Annotated in this window: 21 protein-coding genes; 12 read left to right on the top strand and 9 right to left on the bottom strand. The window is 70.9% G+C overall.

Going from position 1 to position 22,018, the window contains the following annotated elements; translation table 11 throughout:
- Positions 1-15: 15 nt before the first annotated feature.
- The 3 genes from OG798_RS23570 to OG798_RS23560 are packed head-to-tail and all read left to right on the top strand — an operon-like array spanning position 16 to position 3,442.
- A complete protein-coding gene (locus tag OG798_RS23570) occupies positions 16-969 on the top strand; it encodes a COG1470 family protein (RefSeq protein ID WP_095854267.1) in 954 nt (317 codons plus the stop codon).
- Positions 970-995: 26 nt separating this feature from the next.
- Positions 996-2,120, top strand: a complete 1,125-nt coding sequence (locus OG798_RS23565; protein WP_267063848.1) for a hypothetical protein — start codon at positions 996-998, stop codon at positions 2,118-2,120.
- A gap of 59 nt (positions 2,121-2,179) precedes the next feature.
- Complete coding sequence (locus tag OG798_RS23560; protein ID WP_328760070.1) at positions 2,180-3,442, top strand: hypothetical protein; 1,263 nt, start codon at positions 2,180-2,182, stop codon at positions 3,440-3,442.
- Positions 3,443-3,540: 98 nt separating this feature from the next.
- Here the strand turns inward: OG798_RS23560 and OG798_RS23555 are convergent, their stop codons facing one another.
- Positions 3,541-5,037 carry an oligopeptide:H+ symporter gene (locus OG798_RS23555; protein ID WP_095854269.1) on the bottom strand — a complete coding sequence of 499 codons (1,497 nt, stop codon included), beginning with the start codon at positions 5,035-5,037 and terminating at the stop codon, positions 3,541-3,543.
- A gap of 492 nt (positions 5,038-5,529) precedes the next feature.
- Here OG798_RS23555 and OG798_RS23550 point away from each other — a divergent pair, with 492 nt between their 5' ends.
- Together OG798_RS23550 and OG798_RS23545 are read left to right on the top strand one after the other, a co-directional pair.
- Entirely contained in the window at positions 5,530-6,207 is a 678-nt protein-coding gene (locus OG798_RS23550; protein WP_018566970.1) for a response regulator transcription factor, read from the top strand.
- Between the two features lie 245 nt (positions 6,208-6,452).
- Positions 6,453-7,733, top strand: a complete 1,281-nt coding sequence (locus OG798_RS23545; RefSeq protein WP_095854270.1) for an ATP-binding protein — start codon at positions 6,453-6,455, stop codon at positions 7,731-7,733.
- Between the two features lie 25 nt (positions 7,734-7,758).
- Here the strand turns inward: OG798_RS23545 and OG798_RS23540 are convergent, their stop codons facing one another.
- Positions 7,759-8,310, bottom strand: a complete 552-nt coding sequence (locus tag OG798_RS23540) for a GtrA family protein (RefSeq protein WP_267062023.1) — start codon at positions 8,308-8,310, stop codon at positions 7,759-7,761.
- 252 nt (positions 8,311-8,562) lie between these two features.
- On the opposite strand from OG798_RS23540, the gene OG798_RS23535 reads away from it, so the two are divergent.
- The 3 genes from OG798_RS23535 to OG798_RS23525 are packed head-to-tail and all read left to right on the top strand — an operon-like array spanning position 8,563 to position 11,485.
- Positions 8,563-9,723, top strand: coding sequence for a 5-(carboxyamino)imidazole ribonucleotide synthase (locus OG798_RS23535; RefSeq protein ID WP_095854272.1), 1,161 nt, complete (start codon positions 8,563-8,565; stop codon positions 9,721-9,723).
- Complete coding sequence (gene purE / locus OG798_RS23530) at positions 9,720-10,250, top strand: 5-(carboxyamino)imidazole ribonucleotide mutase (RefSeq protein ID WP_075027355.1); 531 nt, start codon at positions 9,720-9,722, stop codon at positions 10,248-10,250. The genes OG798_RS23535 and purE overlap by 4 nt, the downstream gene beginning before the upstream one ends.
- Before the next feature lie 5 nt (positions 10,251-10,255).
- Positions 10,256-11,485 carry a dipeptidase gene (locus OG798_RS23525; RefSeq protein ID WP_328757638.1) on the top strand — a complete coding sequence of 410 codons (1,230 nt, stop codon included), beginning with the start codon at positions 10,256-10,258 and terminating at the stop codon, positions 11,483-11,485.
- Here the strand turns inward: OG798_RS23525 and OG798_RS23520 are convergent.
- Complete coding sequence (locus OG798_RS23520) at positions 11,425-12,564, bottom strand: alkene reductase (RefSeq protein ID WP_267062021.1); 1,140 nt, start codon at positions 12,562-12,564, stop codon at positions 11,425-11,427. The genes OG798_RS23525 and OG798_RS23520 overlap by 61 nt on opposite strands.
- Before the next feature lie 59 nt (positions 12,565-12,623).
- On the opposite strand from OG798_RS23520, the gene OG798_RS23515 reads away from it, so the two are divergent.
- Complete coding sequence (locus tag OG798_RS23515) at positions 12,624-12,983, top strand: MerR family transcriptional regulator (protein WP_267062020.1); 360 nt, start codon at positions 12,624-12,626, stop codon at positions 12,981-12,983.
- A 60-nt stretch (positions 12,984-13,043) separates the two neighbouring features.
- Here OG798_RS23515 and OG798_RS23510 read toward each other — a convergent pair whose 3' ends face one another.
- Entirely contained in the window at positions 13,044-13,412 is a 369-nt protein-coding gene (locus OG798_RS23510; RefSeq protein WP_097225667.1) for a VOC family protein, read from the bottom strand.
- 104 nt (positions 13,413-13,516) lie between these two features.
- On the opposite strand from OG798_RS23510, the gene OG798_RS23505 reads away from it, so the two are divergent.
- The gene (locus tag OG798_RS23505; RefSeq protein WP_095854277.1) at positions 13,517-14,014 is read left to right on the top strand and encodes a CGNR zinc finger domain-containing protein; all 498 of its coding nucleotides are present in this window, start codon (positions 13,517-13,519) and stop codon (positions 14,012-14,014) included.
- A 205-nt stretch (positions 14,015-14,219) separates the two neighbouring features.
- Here the strand turns inward: OG798_RS23505 and OG798_RS23500 are convergent, their stop codons facing one another.
- Positions 14,220-15,563 (bottom strand): UDP-glucose dehydrogenase family protein, encoded by a 1,344-nt coding sequence (locus tag OG798_RS23500; RefSeq protein ID WP_095854278.1) that lies wholly within the window; start codon positions 15,561-15,563, stop codon positions 14,220-14,222.
- A gap of 175 nt (positions 15,564-15,738) precedes the next feature.
- Between OG798_RS23500 and OG798_RS23495 the strand changes: the two genes are divergently transcribed.
- A complete protein-coding gene (locus tag OG798_RS23495; RefSeq protein WP_054236893.1) occupies positions 15,739-16,896 on the top strand; it encodes an acyl-CoA dehydrogenase in 1,158 nt (385 codons plus the stop codon).
- 92 nt (positions 16,897-16,988) lie between these two features.
- Here the strand turns inward: OG798_RS23495 and OG798_RS23490 are convergent, their stop codons facing one another.
- The 3 genes from OG798_RS23490 to OG798_RS23480 form a co-directional block, all read right to left on the bottom strand.
- Positions 16,989-17,549: an SMI1/KNR4 family protein gene (locus OG798_RS23490; RefSeq protein WP_267062019.1), complete on the bottom strand. Its 561-nt coding sequence runs from the start codon at positions 17,547-17,549 to the stop codon at positions 16,989-16,991.
- 48 nt (positions 17,550-17,597) lie between these two features.
- Positions 17,598-18,236, bottom strand: a complete 639-nt coding sequence (locus OG798_RS23485) for an HAD-IA family hydrolase (RefSeq protein WP_097225669.1) — start codon at positions 18,234-18,236, stop codon at positions 17,598-17,600.
- Positions 18,237-18,387: 151 nt separating this feature from the next.
- Complete coding sequence (locus OG798_RS23480) at positions 18,388-18,933, bottom strand: acyl-CoA thioesterase (RefSeq protein WP_054236896.1); 546 nt, start codon at positions 18,931-18,933, stop codon at positions 18,388-18,390.
- Between the two features lie 119 nt (positions 18,934-19,052).
- On the opposite strand from OG798_RS23480, the gene OG798_RS23475 reads away from it, so the two are divergent.
- Positions 19,053-20,339 carry an LCP family protein gene (locus tag OG798_RS23475; RefSeq protein WP_328757637.1) on the top strand — a complete coding sequence of 429 codons (1,287 nt, stop codon included), beginning with the start codon at positions 19,053-19,055 and terminating at the stop codon, positions 20,337-20,339.
- Positions 20,340-20,413: 74 nt separating this feature from the next.
- Here OG798_RS23475 and OG798_RS23470 read toward each other — a convergent pair whose 3' ends face one another.
- Positions 20,414-21,916: an LCP family protein gene (locus OG798_RS23470; protein ID WP_435864185.1), complete on the bottom strand. Its 1,503-nt coding sequence runs from the start codon at positions 21,914-21,916 to the stop codon at positions 20,414-20,416.
- Positions 21,917-22,018 lie beyond the last annotated feature (102 nt).

Raw genomic sequence — 22,018 nt, 5'->3', positions numbered from 1 at the left:
CAGCAGGAGCCGCCGATGCCGTACGCCCCCGTCCTCCGCTGTGCCGTCGCCGTGCTGCTGTCGGCCGCCGCCGCCCCGGTGGCCGCGGCCGACGACGGCTGGTCCCTCGCGCCGTCGGCGAGCGCGCCGGGCGGACGGCCGTACGTCTACGCGGAGGGTGCGCCCGGCACGGTGCTGCAGGACTCCGTGTCCGTGCTCAACCCGGGCGCGCGGCCCGTGACCGTGCGGCTGCGAGGCGCGGACGCCGACAACACCGCGGACGGCGACCTCACCGTGCGCGCCGCCGGGAAGTCCACGGACACGGGCGCGTGGATCGCCTTCGCGGGAGAGCGGGGCGGCCGCCGGGTCCCGGTGCGCGCGCTCTCGCTGCGGGTGCCCGCGCACACCCGGGCCGACGTGCCGTTCACCGTGAGTGTCCCGGCGGGCGCGACGCCCGGCGACCACCCCGGCGCGGTCGTGGCGGGCGCCGGCGGCCGGTCCTCGGCGGTCCGGGTCCAGCTGCGGGTCGGCGGTCCCGCGGTGTCGGCGCTCACCGTCGAGCACGTCGCCGTGCACGGCGGGCGCATCTCGTACGAGCTGGTCAACCGAGGCAACACCGTGCTCACCCCGAAACTCGCGGTACGCGCCGACGGCGTCCTCGGCCGGGCCCTGGACCGCGCCCCGCGCACCCTGCCCCTCGACCTCCTGCCCGGCCGTCGCGTCACGCTCACCGAGCCCTGGCGCGATCCCCCGGCGCTGGACGCGGTCGACGTACGACTGACGGTGACGGCGGCGGGCGGGGCACGCGCCACGGGGTCCGCGTCGGTGCGGTTCGTGCCGTGGGGCGCGCTCGCGGCCGCCGCCGGGGCGGCGCTCGCGGCGCTGGGCGCCTGGTGGGGCGTACGACGGCACAGGCGTCGTACGGCGGCGGACGGCGGGACGAGTGAACGGCCGCGTACGGAAGTCGAGTGGACGGGAGCGGTGTCGTGAGCGGTGTCCTGAGCGGCAAGGCGCGGATGTCGGCGCTGGTGGCGGCGCTCGCGCTCGTCCTGGCCCCGCTGGCGGGACCGGTGTCCCCGGCGTCCGCGGCCGGGAAACCCGGCGTGAGCCTGTCCAAGTCCGAGGCGGGGACGGGCGGTTCGATCACCGTGACCGGCAACGGATGGCGGCCGAAGACCCTGCTGATGATGCTGATCTGCGGGCAGGCCGTGCCGTCCCGCGGGGTGATCGGCGGCACCAACTCCTGCGCCAACGCCGACGGCCGGGCCGTCACCACCGACGCCCAGGGCCACTTCAGCAAGGAACTGCCGGTCACCGAGCCGCCCGAACCGTGCCCGTGCGTGGTGCACGTCGCCACGGTCACGGGGGAGAAGGCGGAGGCCGACGCGATCTTCATGGTCGCCGGGCACTCGGTCGAACCACTGCCGAAGGAGGTGGGCGGGGGACGCCTCTCGGTGCTCACCGACACCCGCCTCGACGGGTCGAGCGGGCTGCTGACCTGGTTCGGCGCGCCGCCCTCTCGCGGGCTCGTCTTCACCGTCGGCAACATCGGCACCGCCGCCGTCAAGGACCCCGTGTTCCAGATCGGCACCTCCCACGGCGTGTTCGCGCCGCAGTGGGAGGAACAGGACTGGCGCGGCACGATCGCACCCGGCAAGAAGGCGCAGATCAAGCTGCCGGTCGAGCTCGCGGCCGGGGCGCACGGCGACTACACGGTCTCGCTGCGGTACGGCGGCAAGGTCCTCGCCGAGCAGCCCTGGGGGGTGGGCCGTCCCTGGGGGGTGACCCTCTTCTGGATCCTGCTCGCCGTGGTGGTGCCGGCCGCGGTCTTCCGGGTCGGGATGGCCGTGGTGGACCGGGTGCGCCCGCACAGGTCGGCGGGGCGGGCGGGGCGCCATCGGAGCCTGCGCCTGCCCGAACTCGCCTCCCGTGTGCCGAGGCCGGCCCCGTTCCGCATGGCCGAGGCGAGCCCGTCCCGTGTGCCCGGAGCGAGCGCGTCCGCGGCCACATCCGTGCCGCCCGGCACTACTACCAACCCGACCCTGCCGTGGTTCACGCCGGACAACGTTCCGGGGACCGCGGCGAACGGTCAGCTCTCCGCACCGCACGACACCGGTCCGACGACGAAGGGGAACACGTGAACAGGCGACGGAGAGTTGTGCCCGGAGGCCGCAGAACGAGCGCGGCCGGGGTCGCGCTGATGCTCGGCGGCGCGGGCATCCTGGTGGGCGTGGCCGCGGGCCCCGCCCAGGCCGCCGAGGTGTCCTACGCGACCAGATGCGTTCCGCCTGCGGCCTCGGGTCTTGATCCCGTCGAGGGCACCACCAAGGTGGAGATCACCGCGCCCGCGACGGCGCGTGTGGGCGACGAGGTCACGGTGGTCTGGAAGTTCACCCAGGCCGCCTCCAAGAACCCCGACCTCATCGACCTCCCGGCCAACTCGGTCCAGCCGAGCGGCACCCTCAAGGCGGCCGGTGCGCAGACCGCCGACCTGGCGATGCAGGGACCTCGGGAGAACCCGGCCATCCCCAAGGGCGGGGCGATGGTGCTCTCCGACATGAAGGGCACGCTGAAGCTGACGACGCCGGGCGAGGTGACGCTGACACCGGATGCGTACAGCATCAACGCCTTCTCGACGGACACGAAGTGCGCACCGACCCAGACGGTGGGGCCCGCGGCGACCATCGAGGTCACGGGGTCGTCGACGACACCTTCGTCCACACCGACGACGACACCTTCCACCACGCCCTCGACGACTCCTACGACCACTCCCTCCACCACGCCGTCGACGCAGCCCACCGGATCGTCGTCGGCGAGTCCCAGTGACAGTGGCCAGACCGACTTCACCGGCAAGGAAGTCTCCGTCCCCTACGCGTGCAAGACGCCCATCGGGGACAAGAACGCCACCTCTCCCGTGCAGATCGACGCCAAGAAGAACGGCGGGAGTTTCGACCTCACCGTCCAGTTCAAGAAGTCCGTGATGGACAGCCCGGCCGACATCCCGGCGGACTCGGTCAAGCCGTCGATGGAGGTGGCCCTGGGCGGCTCGGACAAGGGCACGGTCCATGTCGAGGGGCCGACCAACTCCCAGGCGATCAAGTCGGGCGACCCGATCGAGATCCCCGACCTCACGGGCACGTACAAGCCGGGCGCGAGCGGGCAGTCGACGCTGTCCCCGGGCGTGCTGACGATCAAGGCCCTCGGTACGACGACGACCTGCACCCCGACCAAGTCGGAGGTCTCCCTGACCCTGGACACCACACAACAGGCGGGCGGCGCGTCGGGCGGCGACTCCTCGGGCTCCTCGGGCAGCTCTTCGGGCGGCACGTCCTCCAGCGGCGGCCTCGCGCAGACGGGCGCCGACGACCACGGCACCCTCAGGGCACTCGGCCTGGTCGCGGGGACGGTGATCCTGCTGGGCGGAGCGATCTTCACGTTCATGCCGCACCACCGCACACGCTGAGCCGGGCGGCGACGGGCCCTCCGTCCGCACCCGCCAACGCCGAAGGGCCGCCGCACCCCAAAGGATGCGGCGGCCCTCCAGTAAGCCCTGGACGTGCGTCAGTGGACGTCGCCCATCAGGACCTTGACCTTCTTGCGGTACATCCACACCGCGACACCGGCGACCACGGCGAGCGTGGCCTCCAGGGCGACGATGCCCGTCTTGTTGAGGTCGACGTTGGCGATGGACAGCAGACCCGTCGTGGCGTCACCGGCGGTGACGGCCAGGAACCAGACACCCATCATCTGGGAGGCGTACTTCGCGGGAGCCATCTTCGTGGTGACGGAGAGGCCGACCGGCGAGAGCGTCAGCTCACCGACGGTCTGCACGAAGTAGATCGCGACCAGCCACATCGCGGCCGCCTTGTGACCGCCCTCGGCGATCGTCAGCGGAGCCAGGAACAGGAAGAACGAGGCACCGATCAGGATCAGACCCGACGCGAACTTGGTGGCCGTGCTCGGCTCCTTGCCGCGCTTGTTCAGCGCCAGCCACGCCCAGGCGAACACCGGCGCGAGCGCCATGATCATGACCGGGTTGACGGACTGGTACCAGGAGACCGGGAACTCCCAGCCGAAGATCGTGTTCTCGGCGGAGGAGTCGGCGAAGATCGACATGGTCGAGCCGCCCTGGTCGTAGATCATCCAGAAGACGGCCGCGGCGACGAAGAACCAGATGTACGCAGACATCTTCGACTGCTCGGCGCGGTCGAGGTCCTTGTCCCGCTTGATCCGGGCGATGACCAGGACCGGGATGATCAGACCGGCGATGGTGATCGGGACCAGCAGCCAGTTCAGGGTGTAGTGGCCCGAGAAGCCGACGATGCAGTAGAAGACCACCGCGACGGCCGCCCACAGCGCGGACTTGCGCAGCGTCGCGGCCTTCTCCTCGGCCGACAGCGGCGTGGGGACCTCGTGCGAGCGCGGGTTCAGGTGACGGCCGCCGAGCAGGTACTGGGCCAGACCCAGCGCCATGCCGAGCGCGGCGAGCGCGAAGCCCAGGTGCCAGTTGACGTTCTCGCCGACGGTGCCGATGACCAGCGGAGCGGCGAAGGCGCCGACGTTGATGCCGATGTAGAAGAGCGTGAAGCCACCGTCACGGCGCGGGTCGTCCGGACCGTCGTAGAGGTGACCGACCATCGTGGAGATGTTGGCCTTCAGCAGACCGGAACCGATCGCGACGAGCCCGAGGCCGCCGTAGAACGTGCCGGACGACGGCAGGGCCAGCGTGAGGTGGCCCAGCATGATGATGACGCCCGCGACGGCGACCGTCTTGCGGGGGCCGAGGACACGGTCGGCGAACCAGCCACCCGGCAGGGCGAGCAGGTACACCAGCGACAGGTACACCGAGTAGATCGCGGTCGCGGTGGCCGCGCTCAGGTGCAGGCCGCCCGGTGCCACCAGGTACAGCGGGAGCAGAGCCTTCATGCCGTAGTAGGAGAATCGCTCCCACATCTCGGTCATGAAGAGAGTGGCCAGTCCGCGGGGGTGGCCGAAGAAGGTCCTCTCGGAACCGGGGGTGCCCGGAGTCGCCGAGTCCTTCGTCAGGCTGGACGCCATGGTCGTTCCTTGCTGGTCGGGACGCGCTGCTTGAGCGTTACGCGCCCGGTGGGGGGCGGCCGGCACCGGCGGGGCTCGACCGTCCTTCCCCACGCCCACGGGGAGTCCGCTCCGGATTGCGAAGCGGTGGACGGCGACCACCGGGATCCACGCCCGTCACGCATGTGATGCGCTCGGGCCCGGCCACAGGTCATTCCTTTCGAGGCTGGCGAACACCAGCCCGCACATGAAAGAGACCTTCAGCGTCAAGTACGCGCCAAAGGTCCCCTACTGGTGCTACAGGCGTCTGGTCACCATACGACATGTCAATGTGGCATATGGAAGGACTTGAGACATGGATCACAGGTAATAATGGAACCACGGACACCTATTCGAAGGTGTCAGGCAAGATCGCTTCCCACAGCCGCAGGCAAGAAACCGTACAGCCCCAGGTAAGAATTACGGTTGGCGATCACACCACAGGCGCTGTCCGCGGCGGACTACCATCACCCCATGACCCGTGTACTGCTCGCCGAGGACGACGCGTCCATCTCGGAGCCATTGGCCCGTGCCCTGCGCCGGGAGGGTTACGAGGTCGAAGTGCGCGAGGACGGACCCACCGCGCTCGACGCCGGAATGCAGGGCGGCGTCGACCTGGTCGTCCTGGACCTGGGCCTGCCCGGTATGGACGGCCTCGAAGTGGCCCGCCGCCTCCGCGCCGAAGGCCACACCGTCCCCATCCTCATCCTGACCGCGCGCGCCGACGAGGTGGACACCGTCGTCGGTCTCGACGCGGGCGCCGACGACTACGTCACCAAGCCCTTCCGCCTTGCCGAACTGCTCGCCCGTGTCCGGGCCCTCCTGCGGCGCGGCGCCGCGGAGCCGCAGCAGCCGCCCGCCACGCACGGGGTGCGCATCGACGTCGAGTCGCACCGGGCCTGGATGGGCGACGAGGAACTCCAGCTCACGGCGAAGGAGTTCGACCTGCTGCGGGTCCTCGTCCGCGATGCCGGCCGGGTCGTCACGCGTGACCAGCTGATGCGCGAGGTCTGGGACACCACGTGGTGGTCGTCCACCAAGACCCTCGACATGCACATCTCCTGGCTCCGCAAGAAGCTCGGCGACGACGCGGCGAACCCCCGCTACATCGCGACGGTACGAGGAGTCGGCTTCCGCTTCGAAAAGAGCTGAGGCCCGCGGGAGCGGGTGGCGGGGGGACAGGGGGCGGCTCCGGGCGGGCCGGGGATGCGGGGCCCCAGGGGCGCGGGGAAGTGCCCGCCCAGCCCCCACCGGCCCGCATACAGGCAACGACCCCACCGCACCTCACCCACCCGCGCCCGAAGAACTCCGGCGATACCCGAGCGCCTCCCCTGCCCCAGCCGAGCGCAGCGTCAAGGCACACTGGTCCACGTACAGCCACCCGCCCGGAGGACCCCGTGCGTCGCCGTCTCATCCAGTCCACGCTCGCCGTCGTGCTCGTCGTGATCGCCGTCTTCGGCGTGTCCCTCGTGATCGTCGAGACCCGCACGATCAGCAACAGCGCCCAGGAACGCGTGGACTCCGAGGCCCTGCGCCTGGCCAGCATCGTCGACAGCCGCATCCTCGGCGACGAGCACATCAACGCGGAGATCCTCAAGAACCAGGTCGCGGAGGACCGGTACGCCGTGATCCGCATCCCCGGCCAGGCCCCCCTCGAGCTCGGCCTCCAGCCCAGCGGTGACGTCATCCACTCCACGGCCAAGGGCGAGGAGGGCGAGACGGTCACCGTCCAGGAGCCCCGCTCGGCCGTGACGCGCGAGGTCGGCCGCACCCTCCTGATCATCGCGGCGGTCGCGCTGCTCGCGATCGTCGCCGCGGTCCTGCTGGCCGTACGGCAGGCCAACCGCCTCGCCTCCCCGCTCACCGACCTCGCGGAGACCGCGGAGCGGCTCGGCTCCGGCGACCCCCGCCCGCGCCACAAGCGCTACGGCGTCCCGGAGCTGGACCGTGTCGCCGACGTGCTGGACGGCAGCGCGGAGCGGATCGCACGGATGCTCACCGCCGAGCGCCGCCTCGCCGCGGACGCCTCCCACCAGCTCCGTACGCCGCTGACGGCCCTCTCCATGCGCCTGGAGGAAATCACCCTCACGGATGACCTGGACAACGTGAAGGAGGAGGCGACGATCGCCCTGACCCAGGTCGAGCGCCTCACGGACGTGGTGGAGCGGCTGCTCACCAACGCCCGCGATCCCCGTACCGGCTCCGCCGTCACCTTCGACCTCGACGAGGTCATCAAGCAGCAGCTGGAGGAGTGGCGCCCGGCCTACCGCAGTGCGGGCCGCGCCATCGTCAGCTCGGGCAAGCGGCATCTGCAGGCCGTCGGCACCCCGGGCGCGGTCGCCCAGGTACTGGCCGCGCTCATCGAGAACTCGCTCATGCACGGGGGTGGCACGGTCGCCCTGCGCACCCGTGTCACGGGCAACCAGGCCGTCGTGGAGGTCACGGACGAGGGCCCCGGTGTCCCCACCGACCTGGGCGCCCGCATCTTCGAGCGCACGATCAGCGGGCGCAACTCCACGGGCATCGGCCTCGCGGTCGCCCGCGACCTCGCGGAGGCGGACGGGGGCCGTCTGGAGATGCTCCAGGCACAGCCGCCGGTGTTCGGCCTGTTCCTCTCCCGCACCCCGCTGAAGAGACCACCACTGGTGGACGACGACGAGGAACGAACGGTCAGGTAGCCCCGCCGGACAGCCCCCGGAGGGCTCAGTTCGCCCGGGCTCGTGCCCGGGACCGTCGAGGCTCCGGCTCCTCGTCGAGGATCGCCTCCGCGCTCTCCAGGACCTCACGCGCCTCGTCCGGGACCGTACGGAACACCCACGTGCGGTACGACCAGAACCGGAACAGCGTGGCGACGCCGATGCCGAGGAACTTGAAGATGTTGCTCTGCAGCGGGCTGTCCCAGCCGAAGCTGTACGTCGCCACGTACAGCACACCGTTCTCGATGACCAGCCCCACCGCGCTGAACAGCACGAACAGGCCCATCTCCTTGGTGCGGCCGCCCCGGTCGCGGTCCCGGTACGTGAAGTAGCGGAACCCGATGTAGTTGAAGACGATTGAGACGATCGTGGCGATGACACTCGCCCGCACGACCTGCAGCCCGGTCGCGCTGCGCACCAGGTTGAAGGTCACCAGGTTGACGAGAAGCCCCGCTCCGCCGACTGCCCCGAACTTCGCGATCTCCCGGAACAGCTGGTCGAACCGGCGGCGAACCGCGCTGCGGGGCCGTACGTGAAGCCCCGAAGAAGCACTGCCCATGGTGTCGCCAGCCCCCGTAGGTCGGACATCGGTCGAAAAATTCAACCCAGCCACTCTAACCAGCGGGCCGCCCTCGTGCCTGTGGAGGGCCTCACGGGACCGGAAAGAGCGGGCCACAGCGAGGGAAAACCGGGCCGCGGCCGGGATCACAGTCGGGATCGCAACCGGGGCCACGCCGGGATCTCGCCGGGATCACGGCCGGACCGCAGGCGTGGAAACCGGCCCCCATGGCGCGACCGATACCCTTGCAGCGTGACGTTCCCGGTAGTCGGCATGGTCGGCGGGGGCCAGCTCGCTCGTATGACACACGAGGCGGGCATCCCGCTCGGCATCAAGTTCAAGCTCCTCAGTGACACCCCTCAGGATTCCGCGGCGCAGGTCGTCGGCGATGTCGTCATCGGCGACTACCGCGACCTCGACACGCTGCGTGAGTTCGCGCGGGGCTGCGATGTGATCACCTTCGATCACGAACACGTACCCACCGAGCATCTGCGTGCCCTGGAGGCGGACGGCATCCCCGTCCGCCCCGGCCCGGACGCGCTCGTGCACGCCCAGGACAAGGGCGTGATGCGCGCGAAGCTCGACGAGATCGGCGTGCCGTGCCCACGGCACCGGATCGTGACCGACGTCGAGGACGTCGCCGCGTTCGCGGCGGAGGGCCTCGCCGAAGGGGCCGAGGGCGATGGTTTCCCGATCATCCTCAAGACGGTCCGCGGCGGCTACGACGGCAAGGGCGTCTGGTTCGTCCGGTCGATCGAGGACGCGGCCGAGCCCTTCCGGGCCGGCGTGCCCGTCCTCGCCGAAGAGAAGGTCGACTTCGTACGGGAACTCGCGGCGAACGTCGTCCGCTCCCCGCACGGCCAGGCGGTCGCGTACCCCGTGGTCGAGTCCCAGCAGGTCAACGGGGTCTGCGACACGGTGATCGCCCCCGCGCCCGGCATACCGGACGAGCTGGCCCTGCAGGCCGAGGAGCTCGCGCTGCGCATCGCCAAGGAACTCGGTGTCGTCGGTCACCTGGCCGTCGAGCTCTTCGAGACCCCCGACGGCCGCATCCTGGTCAACGAACTGGCCATGCGCCCGCACAACTCGGGCCACTGGACCCAGGACGGCGCGATCACCTCACAGTTCGCCAACCACGTCCGCGCGGTCCTGGACCTCCCCCTCGGCGACCCGCGCCCGCGCGCCAAGTGGACGGTCATGGTCAACGTCCTGGGCGGCGACTACCCGGACATGTACTCCGCGTACCTGCACTGCATGGCCCGCGACCCCCAGCTGAAGATCCACATGTACGGCAAGGACGTGAAGCCCGGCCGCAAGGTCGGCCACGTCAACACCTACGGCGAGGACCTGGACGACGTCCTCGAGCGCGCCCGCCACGCAGCCGGTTACCTGAGAGGCACGATCACCGAATGAGCCCCGTCGTAGGCATTGTCATGGGGTCGGACTCCGACTGGCCCGTCATGGAAGCGGCCGCGCAGGCGCTGGACGAGTTCGAGATCCCCTACGAGGTGGATGTCGTCTCCGCGCACCGCATGCCGCACGAGATGATCACGTACGGCGAGCAGGCCGCGGAGCGCGGGCTCAAGGCGATCATCGCGGGCGCGGGCGGGGCGGCCCACCTGCCCGGCATGCTCGCGTCCGTGACCCCGCTGCCCGTCATCGGCGTGCCGGTCCCGCTGAAGTACCTCGACGGCATGGACTCGCTGCTGTCGATCGTGCAGATGCCGGCCGGCGTCCCGGTCGCGACCGTCTCCGTCGGCGGCGCGCGCAACGCGGGCCTGCTGGCCGCCCGGATGCTCGCCGCGCACGACGAGGAACTCCTCACCCGCATGCGGGAGTTCCAGCAGGAGCTGAACGACCAGGCCACCGAGAAGGGCAAGCGGCTGCGCGCCAAGGTCGAGGGCGCGGGCGGCGGCTTCGGCTTCGGCTCCGGGAAGTGACGCCCATGGCCTCCTCCACGTCGTCCTCCACGTCGTCCGCCACGTCCACGGCACCCCTCGCCGAGGCCCGCGCCCTCCTCGCCGACTTCCCCGTCGTCGACGGCCACAACGACCTCCCCTGGGCGCTGCGCGAACAGGTCCGCTACGACCTCGGCGCCCGCGACATCGCCGCCGACCAGAGCGCCCACCTGCACACCGACCTGGCCCGGCTGCGCGCGGGCGGCGTGGGCGCGCAGTTCTGGTCGGTGTACGTCCGCTCGGACCTGCCGGGCGCGGTCACCGCGACGCTCGAACAGATCGACTGCGTACGGCGGTTGATCGACCGTCACCCCTCCGACCTGCGGGCCGCGCTGACCGCCGCAGACATGGAGGCGGCGCGCGCGGAGGGCCGTATCGCCTCCCTGATGGGCGCGGAGGGCGGCCACTCCATCGACAACTCCCTCGCCGTGCTGCGGGGGTTGTACGCGCTGGGTGTGCGGTACATGACCCTCACCCACAACCACAACATCGCGTGGGCGGACTCGGCGACCGACGTGCCCGCCGTCGGCGGTCTGTCGGCCTTCGGCCGTGAGGTCGTGCGGGAGATGAACCGCGAGGGCATGCTGGTCGACCTCTCGCACGTCGCGGCGACGACCATGCGGGACGCGCTCGACACGAGCTCCGCGCCGGTGATCTTCTCGCACTCCTCCTCGCGCGCGGTGTGCGACCACCCGCGCAACATCCCGGACGACGTCCTGGAGCGGCTGCCCGCCAACGGGGGAGTGGCGATGGTGACGTTCGTACCGAAGTTCGTCCTCCAGGCGGCGGTCGACTGGACGGCCGCGGCCGACAAGAACATGCGCGCGAACGGCTTCCACCACCTCGACACCACCCCTGACGGCATGAAGATCCACCGCGCTTTCGAGGAGTCCCACCCGCGCCCCGTCGCCACGGTGTCGACGGTGGCGGACCACCTCGACCACATGCGCGAGGTCGCCGGCGTCGACCACCTCGGCATCGGCGGCGACTACGACGGCACGGCGTTCACCCCGGACGGCCTCGACGACGTCTCCGGCTACCCGAACCTGATCGCCGAGCTGCTGGACCGCGGCTGGTCGAAGACCGACCTCGCCAAGTTGACCTGGCAGAACGCGGTACGGGTGCTGGGTGCCGCGGAAGACGTGGCGCGCGGTCTTCAGGCCACCCGCGGTCCGTCCGTCGCGACGATCGAGTCCATCGACGGCGACGGGGCCTGAGCGTCCAGGGCGGGGTAGTCGGTGTAGCCGTCCGCCCCGCCCACGTACATCAGGTACCGGTCCCGGACCGGGTTGAGCGGGGCGCCCAGGCGCAGCCGTCGCACCAGGTCCGGGTTGGCCAGGAACGGGCGGCCGAGGGCGACCAGGTCGGCGCCGGCCGCCAGCATGTCCCGGGCGGCCCGCGTCACGGCCTCGGTGGTGAGGTCGGTCAGGACCGGGTTGCCGATCAGGACGCCGGGCCAGTCGGCGCGGATCCGCCGGTACACCGTCGTGTCCGGGTCGGCGTGCACGAGGTGCAGATAGGCGAGGTCCAGGTCCTTCAGCCGGGCCAGGAGCGCGGGGTAGAGGGCTTCGGTGTCGTCCTCCCGCACGCCGTTGACGGTGCTGCCGGGGGAGATGCGCACGCCCACCCGGTCGGCGCCGATCGCGTCGGCCACCGCCTCGGTGACCTCCGCCGTGAACCGCACCCGTCGCCCCGCCGGGCCGCCGTACCCGTCCGTCCTGCGGTTGGTGTTGCCGGCCAGGAACTGGTGCAGCAGATGCCCGTTGGCCGAGTGCACCTCGACGCCCTCGAAGCCCGCCGCGACGGCGCGGCGGGCGGCCGCGGCGAAGTCGGCTGCGGTGGCGCGGATGTCGTCGCGGGTCATCTCCCGGGGCACGACGGCGGGCCGGTGCCCCCGCGGAGTGAAGATCGTCTCCGGCAGCGGCACGGAGGAGGGCGCGACCGGGGTCAGGCCGGTGGTCGCCGGATGGCTGACCCGCCCACCGTGCTGGAGCTGCAGGAACATGTGCCCGCCCGCCGCCCGCACCGTCTCGGTGACCCGCCGCCACCCGGCCTCGTGCCGGTCGGTGTGGATCGCGGTGATGTTCGGGTACGTCTGGCCGACCGCGTTCGGTGTCGACGCCTCACCGATGAGCAGACCGGCCGTGGCGCGCTGGGTGTAGTGGGTGACCATGAGCGGCCCCGGGGTGCCGTCCGCCTCCGCGCGGTTGCGGGTGAGCGGGGCCATCACGAGGTGGTGGGGGAGCCCGAGCCGGCCGAGCCGGGCCGGGGCCAGGAAGTCCGTCGTCCGTGTCATGACCGTACGCTAGAACCCGACACTGATGTCAGATTCAAGTCCCGGACGGCGGAGGCGGCATGCGGATCGGTGAACTCGCCCGGCGCACGGGCGTGAGCGAGCGGTCGCTGCGCTACTACGAGGCCCAGGGGCTGCTGGCGTCCGAGCGCACGCCCGGCGGACACCGCGCGTACCCGGAGGCGGCCGTCGACCGGGTGGTACGGATCCAGGAGCTGTACGCGGCCGGGCTGCACAGCACGAAGATCCGGCAGCTGCTGCCGTGCATGCGCGACCAGGACGGCGGGCCCTCCGCGATCGCCACCCCGCGGCTGGTCGCCGATCTCACCGCGGAACGCGACCGCATCGACCGGATGATCGCCGACCTGGTCCGCTCCCGGGAGACGCTGGACGAGGTGATCGACGCGGCAGGGGACGCCTGACCGACGTACGTAGGCCCCCTTGGCCTTGGCGTCGGCCTCGCCCGCTTCTCCCGCTCGTCCTCAGCGGGCGCAGAGACAGAAGGGGTGCCCCGCCGGGTCGGCGTACACCCGCCAGGTGCGCGAGCGGTCCTCGGTGTCCAGCGGCTTCGCGCCCAGCGTCAGCACCTCCTTCTCGGCCGCGTCCAGATCCTCCACCACCAGGTCCAGGTGGAACTGCTGCGAGCCGTCCGGCGCCGGCCACCGCGGCGGGACGAAGCCGGCCGCCTGCTGGAAGGCGAGCGCCTGACCGCCCGGCACCTTCAGGTCCACCCACGAGCTGTCCCCGGGGTCCTCCTCCACGCTGCCGCCGAGCACCTGCGCGTAGAACCCGGCGAGCGCGCGCGGGTCGGAACAGTCCAGGACGACGACACCCAGCTTGGCGAGAGCCATGACTTCCTCCGATGGGTTACCAACGACACCGACGAGTTACCGCAAGACCTCATCAAGAGGTAACGGTTACTGCATGCTGCCGCATAGGAGGTAACGTCGCAACCATGAATGACCGTGCGCCCGCACCCGGCGGTCTGGCTCTGATCCAGTCGCTGGTGAACACCCTGGACATCGAGTCGGGCGCGGACTCGCTGGACACCGCCGACGGCCGGGCGCCCTTCGGCCTCGCGGAGGGCGACGCGGAGGCGGCCCGCGAACTGCGCGAGTCGTTGCGCGCGGTCTGCCTGGCACACGCGGGCCACCCGGCGCACCGCGCGGTGACCCCCCTCGGCGAGCTGCTGGCCCGGGCCCCGCTGCACGTGACGGTCGACCAGCACGACGGCGCGGCACGGCTCGTCCCCGCGGGCGCCTCACTCGCGTCGCGCGTCGCGGCGGCCCTCGCGGACGCGCTCGTCGAGGGCACCTGGCTGCGGCTGAAGGCCTGTGAGGCACCGACCTGCCACTGGGCGTACTACGACCGCTCCCCGGCGGGCCGCGGCCGTTGGTGCTCGATGTCGGTCTGCGGGGCGCGCGCGAAGATGCGCCGCTACCGCGCGAAATAGCCCGTCCGTACGCGCGATCCGTACGCGTGAAGTGGGACAACCGGCCGCACCGGTCGCCGGGAGCGTGGAGAATGGGTGACGACGGCGGTCCGGCCGACTGAGCCTCGGCCGGACCGCCGTCACCTGCGAAGCGCTACGGGGGTCACCCGCGAAGCCCCACCGGGGCCACTACTAGGGACTAGGGGCTACCAGGGACTGTCCGGCCCTAGGCGGTCGGGCGGCCCATCGCCCGGTACGTCCATCCGGCCCGGCGCCACACCTCGGGGTCGAGCGCGTTGCGGCCGTCCAGGAGCACCCGGGCCGAGGCGGCCTCGCCCAGCACCGCCGGGTCCAGCTCGCGGAACTCCCGCCACTCGGTCAGGTGCAGAACGACGTCGGCGCCGCGCACGGCCTCGACGGCGGAGTCGGCGTACCCGAGCGTCGGGAAGAGCCGCTTGGCGTTCGCCATGCCCTTCGGGTCGTAGACGGTGACCTGGCCGCCCTGGAGGTGGATCTGCCCGGCGACGTTCAGCGCGGGCGAGTCCCGGACGTCGTCCGAGTCGGGCTTGAAGGTCGCGCCGAGCACGGCGACCCGCTTGCCGAGGAAGGATCCGCCGCCCAACGCCTCCCGGGCCATCTCCACCATCTGGCCGCGACGGCGCATGTTGATGGAGTCGATCTCGCGCAGGAAGGTCAGCGCCTGGTCCGCGCCGAGCTCACCGGCGCGCGCCATGAAGGCGCGGATGTCCTTCGGCAGGCACCCGCCGCCGAACCCGATCCCGGCCCGCAGGAACTTCTTGCCGATCCGCTCGTCGTGCCCGATGGCCTCGGCCAGCAGGGCGACATCGCCGCCGGCGGCCTCGCAGACCTCGGCCATGGCGTTGATGAAGGAGATCTTGGTCGCGAGGAAGGAGTTCGCGGAGGTCTTCACCAGCTCGGCGGTCGGGAAGTCGGTGACGACGAAGGGCGAGCCCTCGGAGACGGGCGTCGCGTACACCTCGCGCAGGATCTTCTCGGCCCGCTCGCTGCGCACGCCGGCCACGAGACGGTCGGGGTGCAGCGTGTCCTGGACGGCGAAGCCCTCACGCAGAAACTCCGGGTTCCAGGCGAGCTCGGCGTCCTCGCCGGCGGGGGAGAGCTCGGCGAGCGTGCGCGCCAGCCGCTCCGCGGAGCCCACCGGCACGGTGGACTTGCCGACGACGAGGGCGGGGCCCAACAGATGCGGGGCGAGCGTCTCGAAGGCGGCGTCGACGTACGACATGTCGCACGCGTACTCCCCGTGCTTCTGCGGCGTGTTCACGCAGACGAAGTGGACGTCGCCGAACTCCCCGACCTCGGCCCAGTCCATGGTGAAGCGCAGCCGGCCGGTGGATCCCTCGATGCCCGCCACATGCTTGCGCAGCAGCTCCTCGAGCCCCGGCTCGTACATCGGGACCTCGCCCCGCTGCAGCATCTCGATCTTCTCGGGGACGACATCGAGCCCCAGTACCTCGAACCCGAGCTCGGCCATGGCCGCGGCGTGGGTGGCGCCGAGATAGCCGGTGCCGATCACGGTGATCTTGAGGGCCATGGGTGCTCCTGGGATGAATGGGCTCGGTGCGCTGCCCGAGCATAGTCGGGGCATGTTCGGCCCCCTCATCGGGCAGGTTCCCCCCTGTCGCCAAGCTCACGTATCCCTCCCGTGGGCGGACCCCTAAAATTTGGGTTACTTAACGGTAATTAGCGTCTTTGGAGCGTGAGAGACCTTGGCCGGATCGGCTGATTTCGACCTGTACCGCCCGTCCGAGGAGCACGACATGCTCCGTGACGCGATCCGCTCCCTGGCCGAGGCGAAGATCGCGCCGTACGCGGCCGTGGTGGACGAGGAAGCCCGTTTCCCGCAGGAGGCCCTGGACGCCCTGGTCTCCTCCGACCTGCACGCCGTGCACGTGCCGGAGTCGTACGGCGGCGCGGGCGCCGACGCGCTCGCCACGGTGATCGTGATCGAGGAGGTGGCGCGTGTCTGTGCCAGCTCCTCCCTGATCCCGGCCGTGAACAAGCTGGGCTCGCTCCCGGTGATCCTCTCCGGTTCCGAGGCTCTGAAGCAGAAGTACCTGACCCCGCTCGCCAAGGGCGACGGGATGTTCTCGTACTGCCTCTCGGAGCCGGACGCGGGCTCGGACGCCGCGGGCATGAAGACGAAGGCGGTCCGTGACGGCGACGACTATGTCCTCAACGGTGTGAAGCGCTGGATCACCAACGCGGGCGTCTCCGAGTACTACACGGTGATGGCGGTCACCGACCCCACCAAGCGCTCGAAGGGCATCTCGGCCTTCGTCGTGGAGAAGTCGGACGAGGGCGTCTCCTTCGGCGCCCCCGAGAAGAAGCTCGGCATCAAGGGCTCCCCGACGCGCGAGGTCTACCTCGACAACGTCCGCATCCCGGCCGACCGCATGATCGGCGAGGAGGGCACCGGCTTCGCCACGGCCATGAAGACCCTGGACCACACCCGCATCACGATCGCCGCGCAGGCGCTCGGCATCGCGCAGGGCGCCCTCGACTACGCCAAGGGCTATGTCCAGGAGCGCAAGCAGTTCGGCAAGGCGATCGCCGACTTCCAGGGCATCCAGTTCATGCTCGCCGACATGGCCATGAAGATCGAGGCCGCCCGCCAGCTGACGTACGCCGCGGCGGCCAAGTCCGAGCGCGGCGACAAGGACCTCACCTTCCAGGGCGCCGCGGCCAAGTGCTTCGCCTCGGACGTGGCGATGGAGGTCACCACGGACGCCGTCCAGCTCCTCGGCGGCTACGGCTACACCCGCGACTACCCGGTCGAGCGCATGATGCGCGATGCCAAGATCACCCAGATCTACGAGGGCACGAACCAGGTCCAGCGCATCGTCATGGCCCGCAACCTCCCGTAACCCACCCCGCACCACGAACTCGAGGGGCACCCCGCCGGGGTGCCCCTCGTTCTCGTCCTCGGTCGGCCGACGCACGCGCCGGTTCCGCGCCCCTACTCCGCGTCGAACCATTCCTTCTGCGCGGCCCAGTGCCCGACCCACCCCGCGAACCCCGGTGCGGAGGTCGTGAACCCGAACTCGGCGCCGAAGGGAACGGCGCCCTCCCCGGTGATGTGCCAGATGTGCCCCCGGTGCGGGCCCGTGACGACGAGATGCCAGTTCATTCCGCACCCGTCGGTGCCCAGCACGACGGACCCGTGGTCGAAGACCCGCTCGACGACCGGATCGATCTCCTCGGCCGGCCTCGGGTCGTCCTCCCACAGCCACGCCTCCGTGAGCGGGAACGGTCGGGTCAGGTCGCGCCCCTGCCCGTCGTCGCCCCAGTCCCCGGGCAGCTCGGCCAGGGACACCAACCCGTACTCCGGCGGCCCGGAGTACGACCCGTCGGTCACCTCGGCGACGAACGTCCGGTACGGCTCGGGCAGCACGATGTCGTGCGCCGACTCGAAGGCGTGCACCGCCGCCCAGCCGAGCGCCGACTCCCCGCCGTCGGCCACGTCGAACGCCCTCCGCAGCGCCGCGAGTTCCTCCGGGGTGGCCTGATCGTTGTTCATGCGGTCATGGATACCAGCCGGCTCCGACAGCGCCCGGTGCGGTCGGCCTCACAGGCCGTTCAGGGCGGTCCGCAGATCCTCCGGCGTGCGGTAGTGGACGGTCCGCATACCGAGTGCGGCGGCGGCCTCCACGTTCTCCAGGGTGTCGTCCACGAACAGGCAGCGCTCGGCCGGGACGCCGGCCCGCTCGACGGCGATGTCGTAGATGCGCCGGTCGGGCTTGGCGATGCCCACCCGCGCGCTGCTGACCACGTGGTCGGCGAGGTCCGTCAGACCCAGGGACTCCAGGTCCTCCTCCAGCTGGACCGAGGTGTTGGTGACGAGGACCAGGGGCATGTGGGTACGGGCCCGGCGCAGCAGCGCCACCACCGCCTCGTCGGCGTGGAACGGCGAGCGTGTGAGCGCCGTGCTCAGCTCCACCGCCGTCCCGTTGGCCACCAGCCCGGTCAGGCCCCGCAGGATCGACTCCGACCACTCGTTCGGTGTGATCCGGCCCAGCACCAGCGGAAGCACCGTCTCCGGTGCGAAGGCCACCTTCATGGTGGTGCCCTCGGCCAGCCCGGCGGCGCGCTCCAGCGCGTACAGGTGGGCCGGTTCGTAGACGCGGATCACGTTGTCGACATCACACAGCACCGCGTCGAAGGGGCGTCCGTCGGAAGCGGACGGGGTGGCGGGGGAGAGGGTCATGACGTCACCCTGACATCCGCCCGGGAGCTACCCTCGGCCAGGGCCACCGGCCGGGGTGACTTCCCGGCCCGGTCCTCGGACGTCCAGCATCGCCGGACCCCTGCTTGCCCAGGCCCTCGCGTCCCTACCTGTCCAGCCCCTCGCATCCCGACTAGTCCAGCCCCTCCGCCGCCCGCTTCTCCCGCAGTTCCATGATCGCCCGACGGCGTGCCAGCCGGTGGGTGCGCCGGATCTGGGCCTCCTGGTAGCGCCGCTCGTCGCGCTCGGTCTCCGGGAGGACGGGCGGCACGCGCCGCGGCTTGCCGTCGGCGTCGACCGCGGCGAAGACGAGATAGGCCGAACCGACCTGCTGGGGCGGCGTCGACTCGTTCCAGCGCTCGGCCAGCACGCGCACGCCGACCTCCATGGACGTCCGCCCCGTCCAGTTCACCTGGGCCTTCACATGGACGAGGTCACCGACGCGGACCGGCTCCAGGAAGACCATCTCGTCCATGGAGGCGGTGACGGCGGGCCCGCCGGAGTGCCGCCCGGCCACCGCGCCCGCCGCGTCGTCCACGAGCTTCATGATCACTCCGCCGTGCACCGTGCCCAGAAGGTTGGTGTCGTTGTGGGTCATGATGTGGCTGAGGGTGGTCCGGGACGCGAAGGTCGGCTTGCCCGGTATGTCGGATTCCGGGTTGGGCGCCAGGTCTGTCATGCCGTCCACCCTATGCGGGGGCGTGCGAGGGTCGCTTTGCATCAGCTCTGCAACAGGCGTGACCCAGATCTCCCCGGTCTCTTGTTAGGCACACCGTGCGGACCTGCAAACTGGTCCGCATGAACGATTGGCCCGACGGGTGGTCCGACAGCAACCGCAGCGACCGTTACGGACGCGGCAGCGCAGGCGCTCAGCCTGAGGGCGCCCGCGTCATGCGGCAGGTTCAGCGTGGCCCGGGAACGCCCGGTCCGCGCCCGTCCGCCCCGCCGTACGGCGGGGTGCCCCAGCAGCCGACGTACGACGACGGCCAGGGGTATGACAACGGGTACGACTCCGGTTACAACACCGGGCACGTCTACGGTTCGCCGGGCGGCCCCGGTGGTCCGCAGGGTCCCGGCGGTCAGGGCGGCCGTGGCCCGCGCCCGGCGCCGAACTGGCGCCGGCGGATCAAGTGGATAGCCATCACGCTGGTCACGCTGCTGGTCGTGGTCTCCGTGGGCACCTACTTCTGGGCCGACTCCAAGCTCCACCGTGACGTGGATCTCTCGCAGGTCATCGACCGGCCCGACACGGGCAAGGGCGCCAACTACCTGATCGTCGGCTCCGACAGCCGCGCCGGCATGTCGGCCGAGGAGAAGAAGAAGCTGCACACCGGGTCCGCCGAGGGCAAGCGCACGGACTCGATGATGATCCTGCACGTCGGGGACAACGGCGACACCCTGATCTCCCTCCCCCGCGACTCGAACGTGACGATCCCGACGTACAAGGGATCCGCGTCCGGCAAGACCTTCCCCGGCACGGGCCGCCAGGTGAAGCTGAACGCGGCGTACGCGGAGGACGGGCCGACGCTGCTGGTCCGCACCATCGAGTACAACACCGGCCTGCACATCGACCACTACGTGGAGATCGGTTTCGCCGGGTTCGCGAACATCGTCGACTCGGTCGGCGGTGTGGAGATGACCCTCGACCAGGGCTTCAAGGACAAGTACTCGGGCGCCGACTTCAAGGCGGGCAAGCAGACACTCAACGGTGAGCAGGCCCTCGCCTTCGTCCGTACCCGCCACGCCTTCGCGGCCTCGGACCTGCAGCGCACCAAGAACCAGCAGAAGTTCCTGTCCGCCCTGGCCCACCAGGTCGCGACCCCCGGGACCATCCTGAACCCCTTCAAGCTCTACCCGACCATGGGCTCCGGCCTCGACAGCCTCACCGTCGACAAGGACATGAGCCTGTGGGACCTCGCCAGCATGTTCTGGGCGATGAAGGGCGTGACGGGCGGCGACGGCAAGTCCATGAACATGCCGATCTCCGGTTCCACGGGCGGCAACCTCGTCTGGGACAAGGCCAAGGTCAAGACGCTGGTGGACGAGCTGAAGAACGACCAGACGGTGACGGTGTCGAGCAACTGACCCGCACCACCACGAAGGGCCCCGCCGGACGATACGGCGGGGCCCTTCGGGTGTCCCGTGGACGCGTGCGTCACCTACGTACACACCACCTGATCTCCCGTCACCACCCGGGTCTCCCCCTGGTAGGGATCCTGCACCCGGACCCGTGTGACCTCCTTGAAGTCCGCCCCGGCGATCACCTTCAGCAGCGGTCCCCGCCCTTTGACCTCGCGCAGCTCGCTGCCCGGGAGCGCGGCGGCGAGGGACTTCGCGGAGCGGTCCCAGCGCGGGTCGTAGACGATGACGCTGTGCCGGGCGCCGCGGTCCTGGGCGTTGACCGGGTGGCCCGTCGTGCGGAACCCGGTGGCGGCCAGGGCGCTGTCCATGCGTTTGCCGAGGCCGTCCGTGGGCGTCCCGTTCTCCACCTGGACCTGGATCTGCTTCGGCTCCACCTCGACGCGCACGGTCTTGGCGTGCGCGACCTTGTGCGGGGGAGCGAGCGGCTTGTCGTCGCGCAGTGACTGGAAGAGCGCGCCGGCCTTGTTGTCGTCCCACTTCAGTGTGGAGCCGATGCCCTTGACGGCGTAGGCCATCTGTCCGATCGGCACGGTCGTGAACTCGGAGGAGGAGGGGGAGAAGTTCCGCATCGCCCGGCCGAGGTCCAGCAGCTCGTCCGTGCCGAACCCCTGGTCGGCGCGGACCGAACCGAGCACGGCCCGGGTGACATCACGGAACTTCATCGGGTTCAACAGCACCCCCGACGACGTGGCCCGCTCGATCAGCGCCGCCAGGAACCGCTGCTGGCGCTGCATCCGGCCGATGTCGGAGGCGCCGTCGACATGCCGGGACCGTACGTACTGGAGTGCCTGCCCGCCGCTCAGCGTGTGCGTGCCGGCGGTCAGGTCGAGTCCGGTGTACGAGTCCTTGAGGGGCCCTGCGGTGCAGATGCTCACGCCGCCGAGCACGTCCACCGTCCGCATGAAGCTGGTGAAATCGACCTCCAAGTAGTGGTCGATCTTCACATGGGTCATGTTCTCGACGGTGCGCACGGTCAGCTGCGGGCCCCCCTCCGCGTACGCCGCGTTGAGCTTGAGCTGGTGGGGGCCGTGCTCGGCGCCGGTGGTCTGGTCGGTGTGCGCGGGCACCTCGGCGTACGAGTCGCGCGGCAGGCTCACGACGCTGGCCCGCTTCCGGTCGGCGGCGATGTGCACGATCATCATCGTGTCGGTGCAGTGGCAGGGGGCACCGCCCAGACGGTATTTCCGCCGCTCCTCCTCCGTGATCTTGTCGCGGCCGTCGGTGCCGACCAGCAGCACGTTCATGCCGTGGCCCCCCGCGGGGCGGTTCTTCATGTCCTTGAAGGGGTCGACCCGGGCGATGCCCTCGCCCAGGCTGGTGACCACCGCGTGCCCGATGCCCGCCGAGGCGAGGACCACCACCGAGATCGTGGTGACCACCCGCATGGCCCAGCGCGGCTTTTTCCTCCGTACGGGGGGCCGTACGGTGGACCGCTCCGGAGGCCGCCGGGAGCGGGGCGGCTGCGGGCGGCTCTGGGGGCGGGGCTGCGGGCGTGCGGGGGAGCGGGGCGGCGTGGGCAAGGGGGACACCTCCGCGGGGGTGAACGTGGGGATCCGTGAGCACCGTAGGGCCATACGATCTGCTGCCCGGCCCGCGGACCGGGCGGCGCGCGCCCGTGTCCC

Source organism: Streptomyces sp. NBC_00271 (assembly GCF_036178845.1).
In the GTDB taxonomy this organism is placed as follows: domain Bacteria; phylum Actinomycetota; class Actinomycetes; order Streptomycetales; family Streptomycetaceae; genus Streptomyces.
The sequence above is the reverse complement of the archived record's forward strand: the minus strand, read 5'-3'. Positions and strand labels throughout refer to the sequence as shown.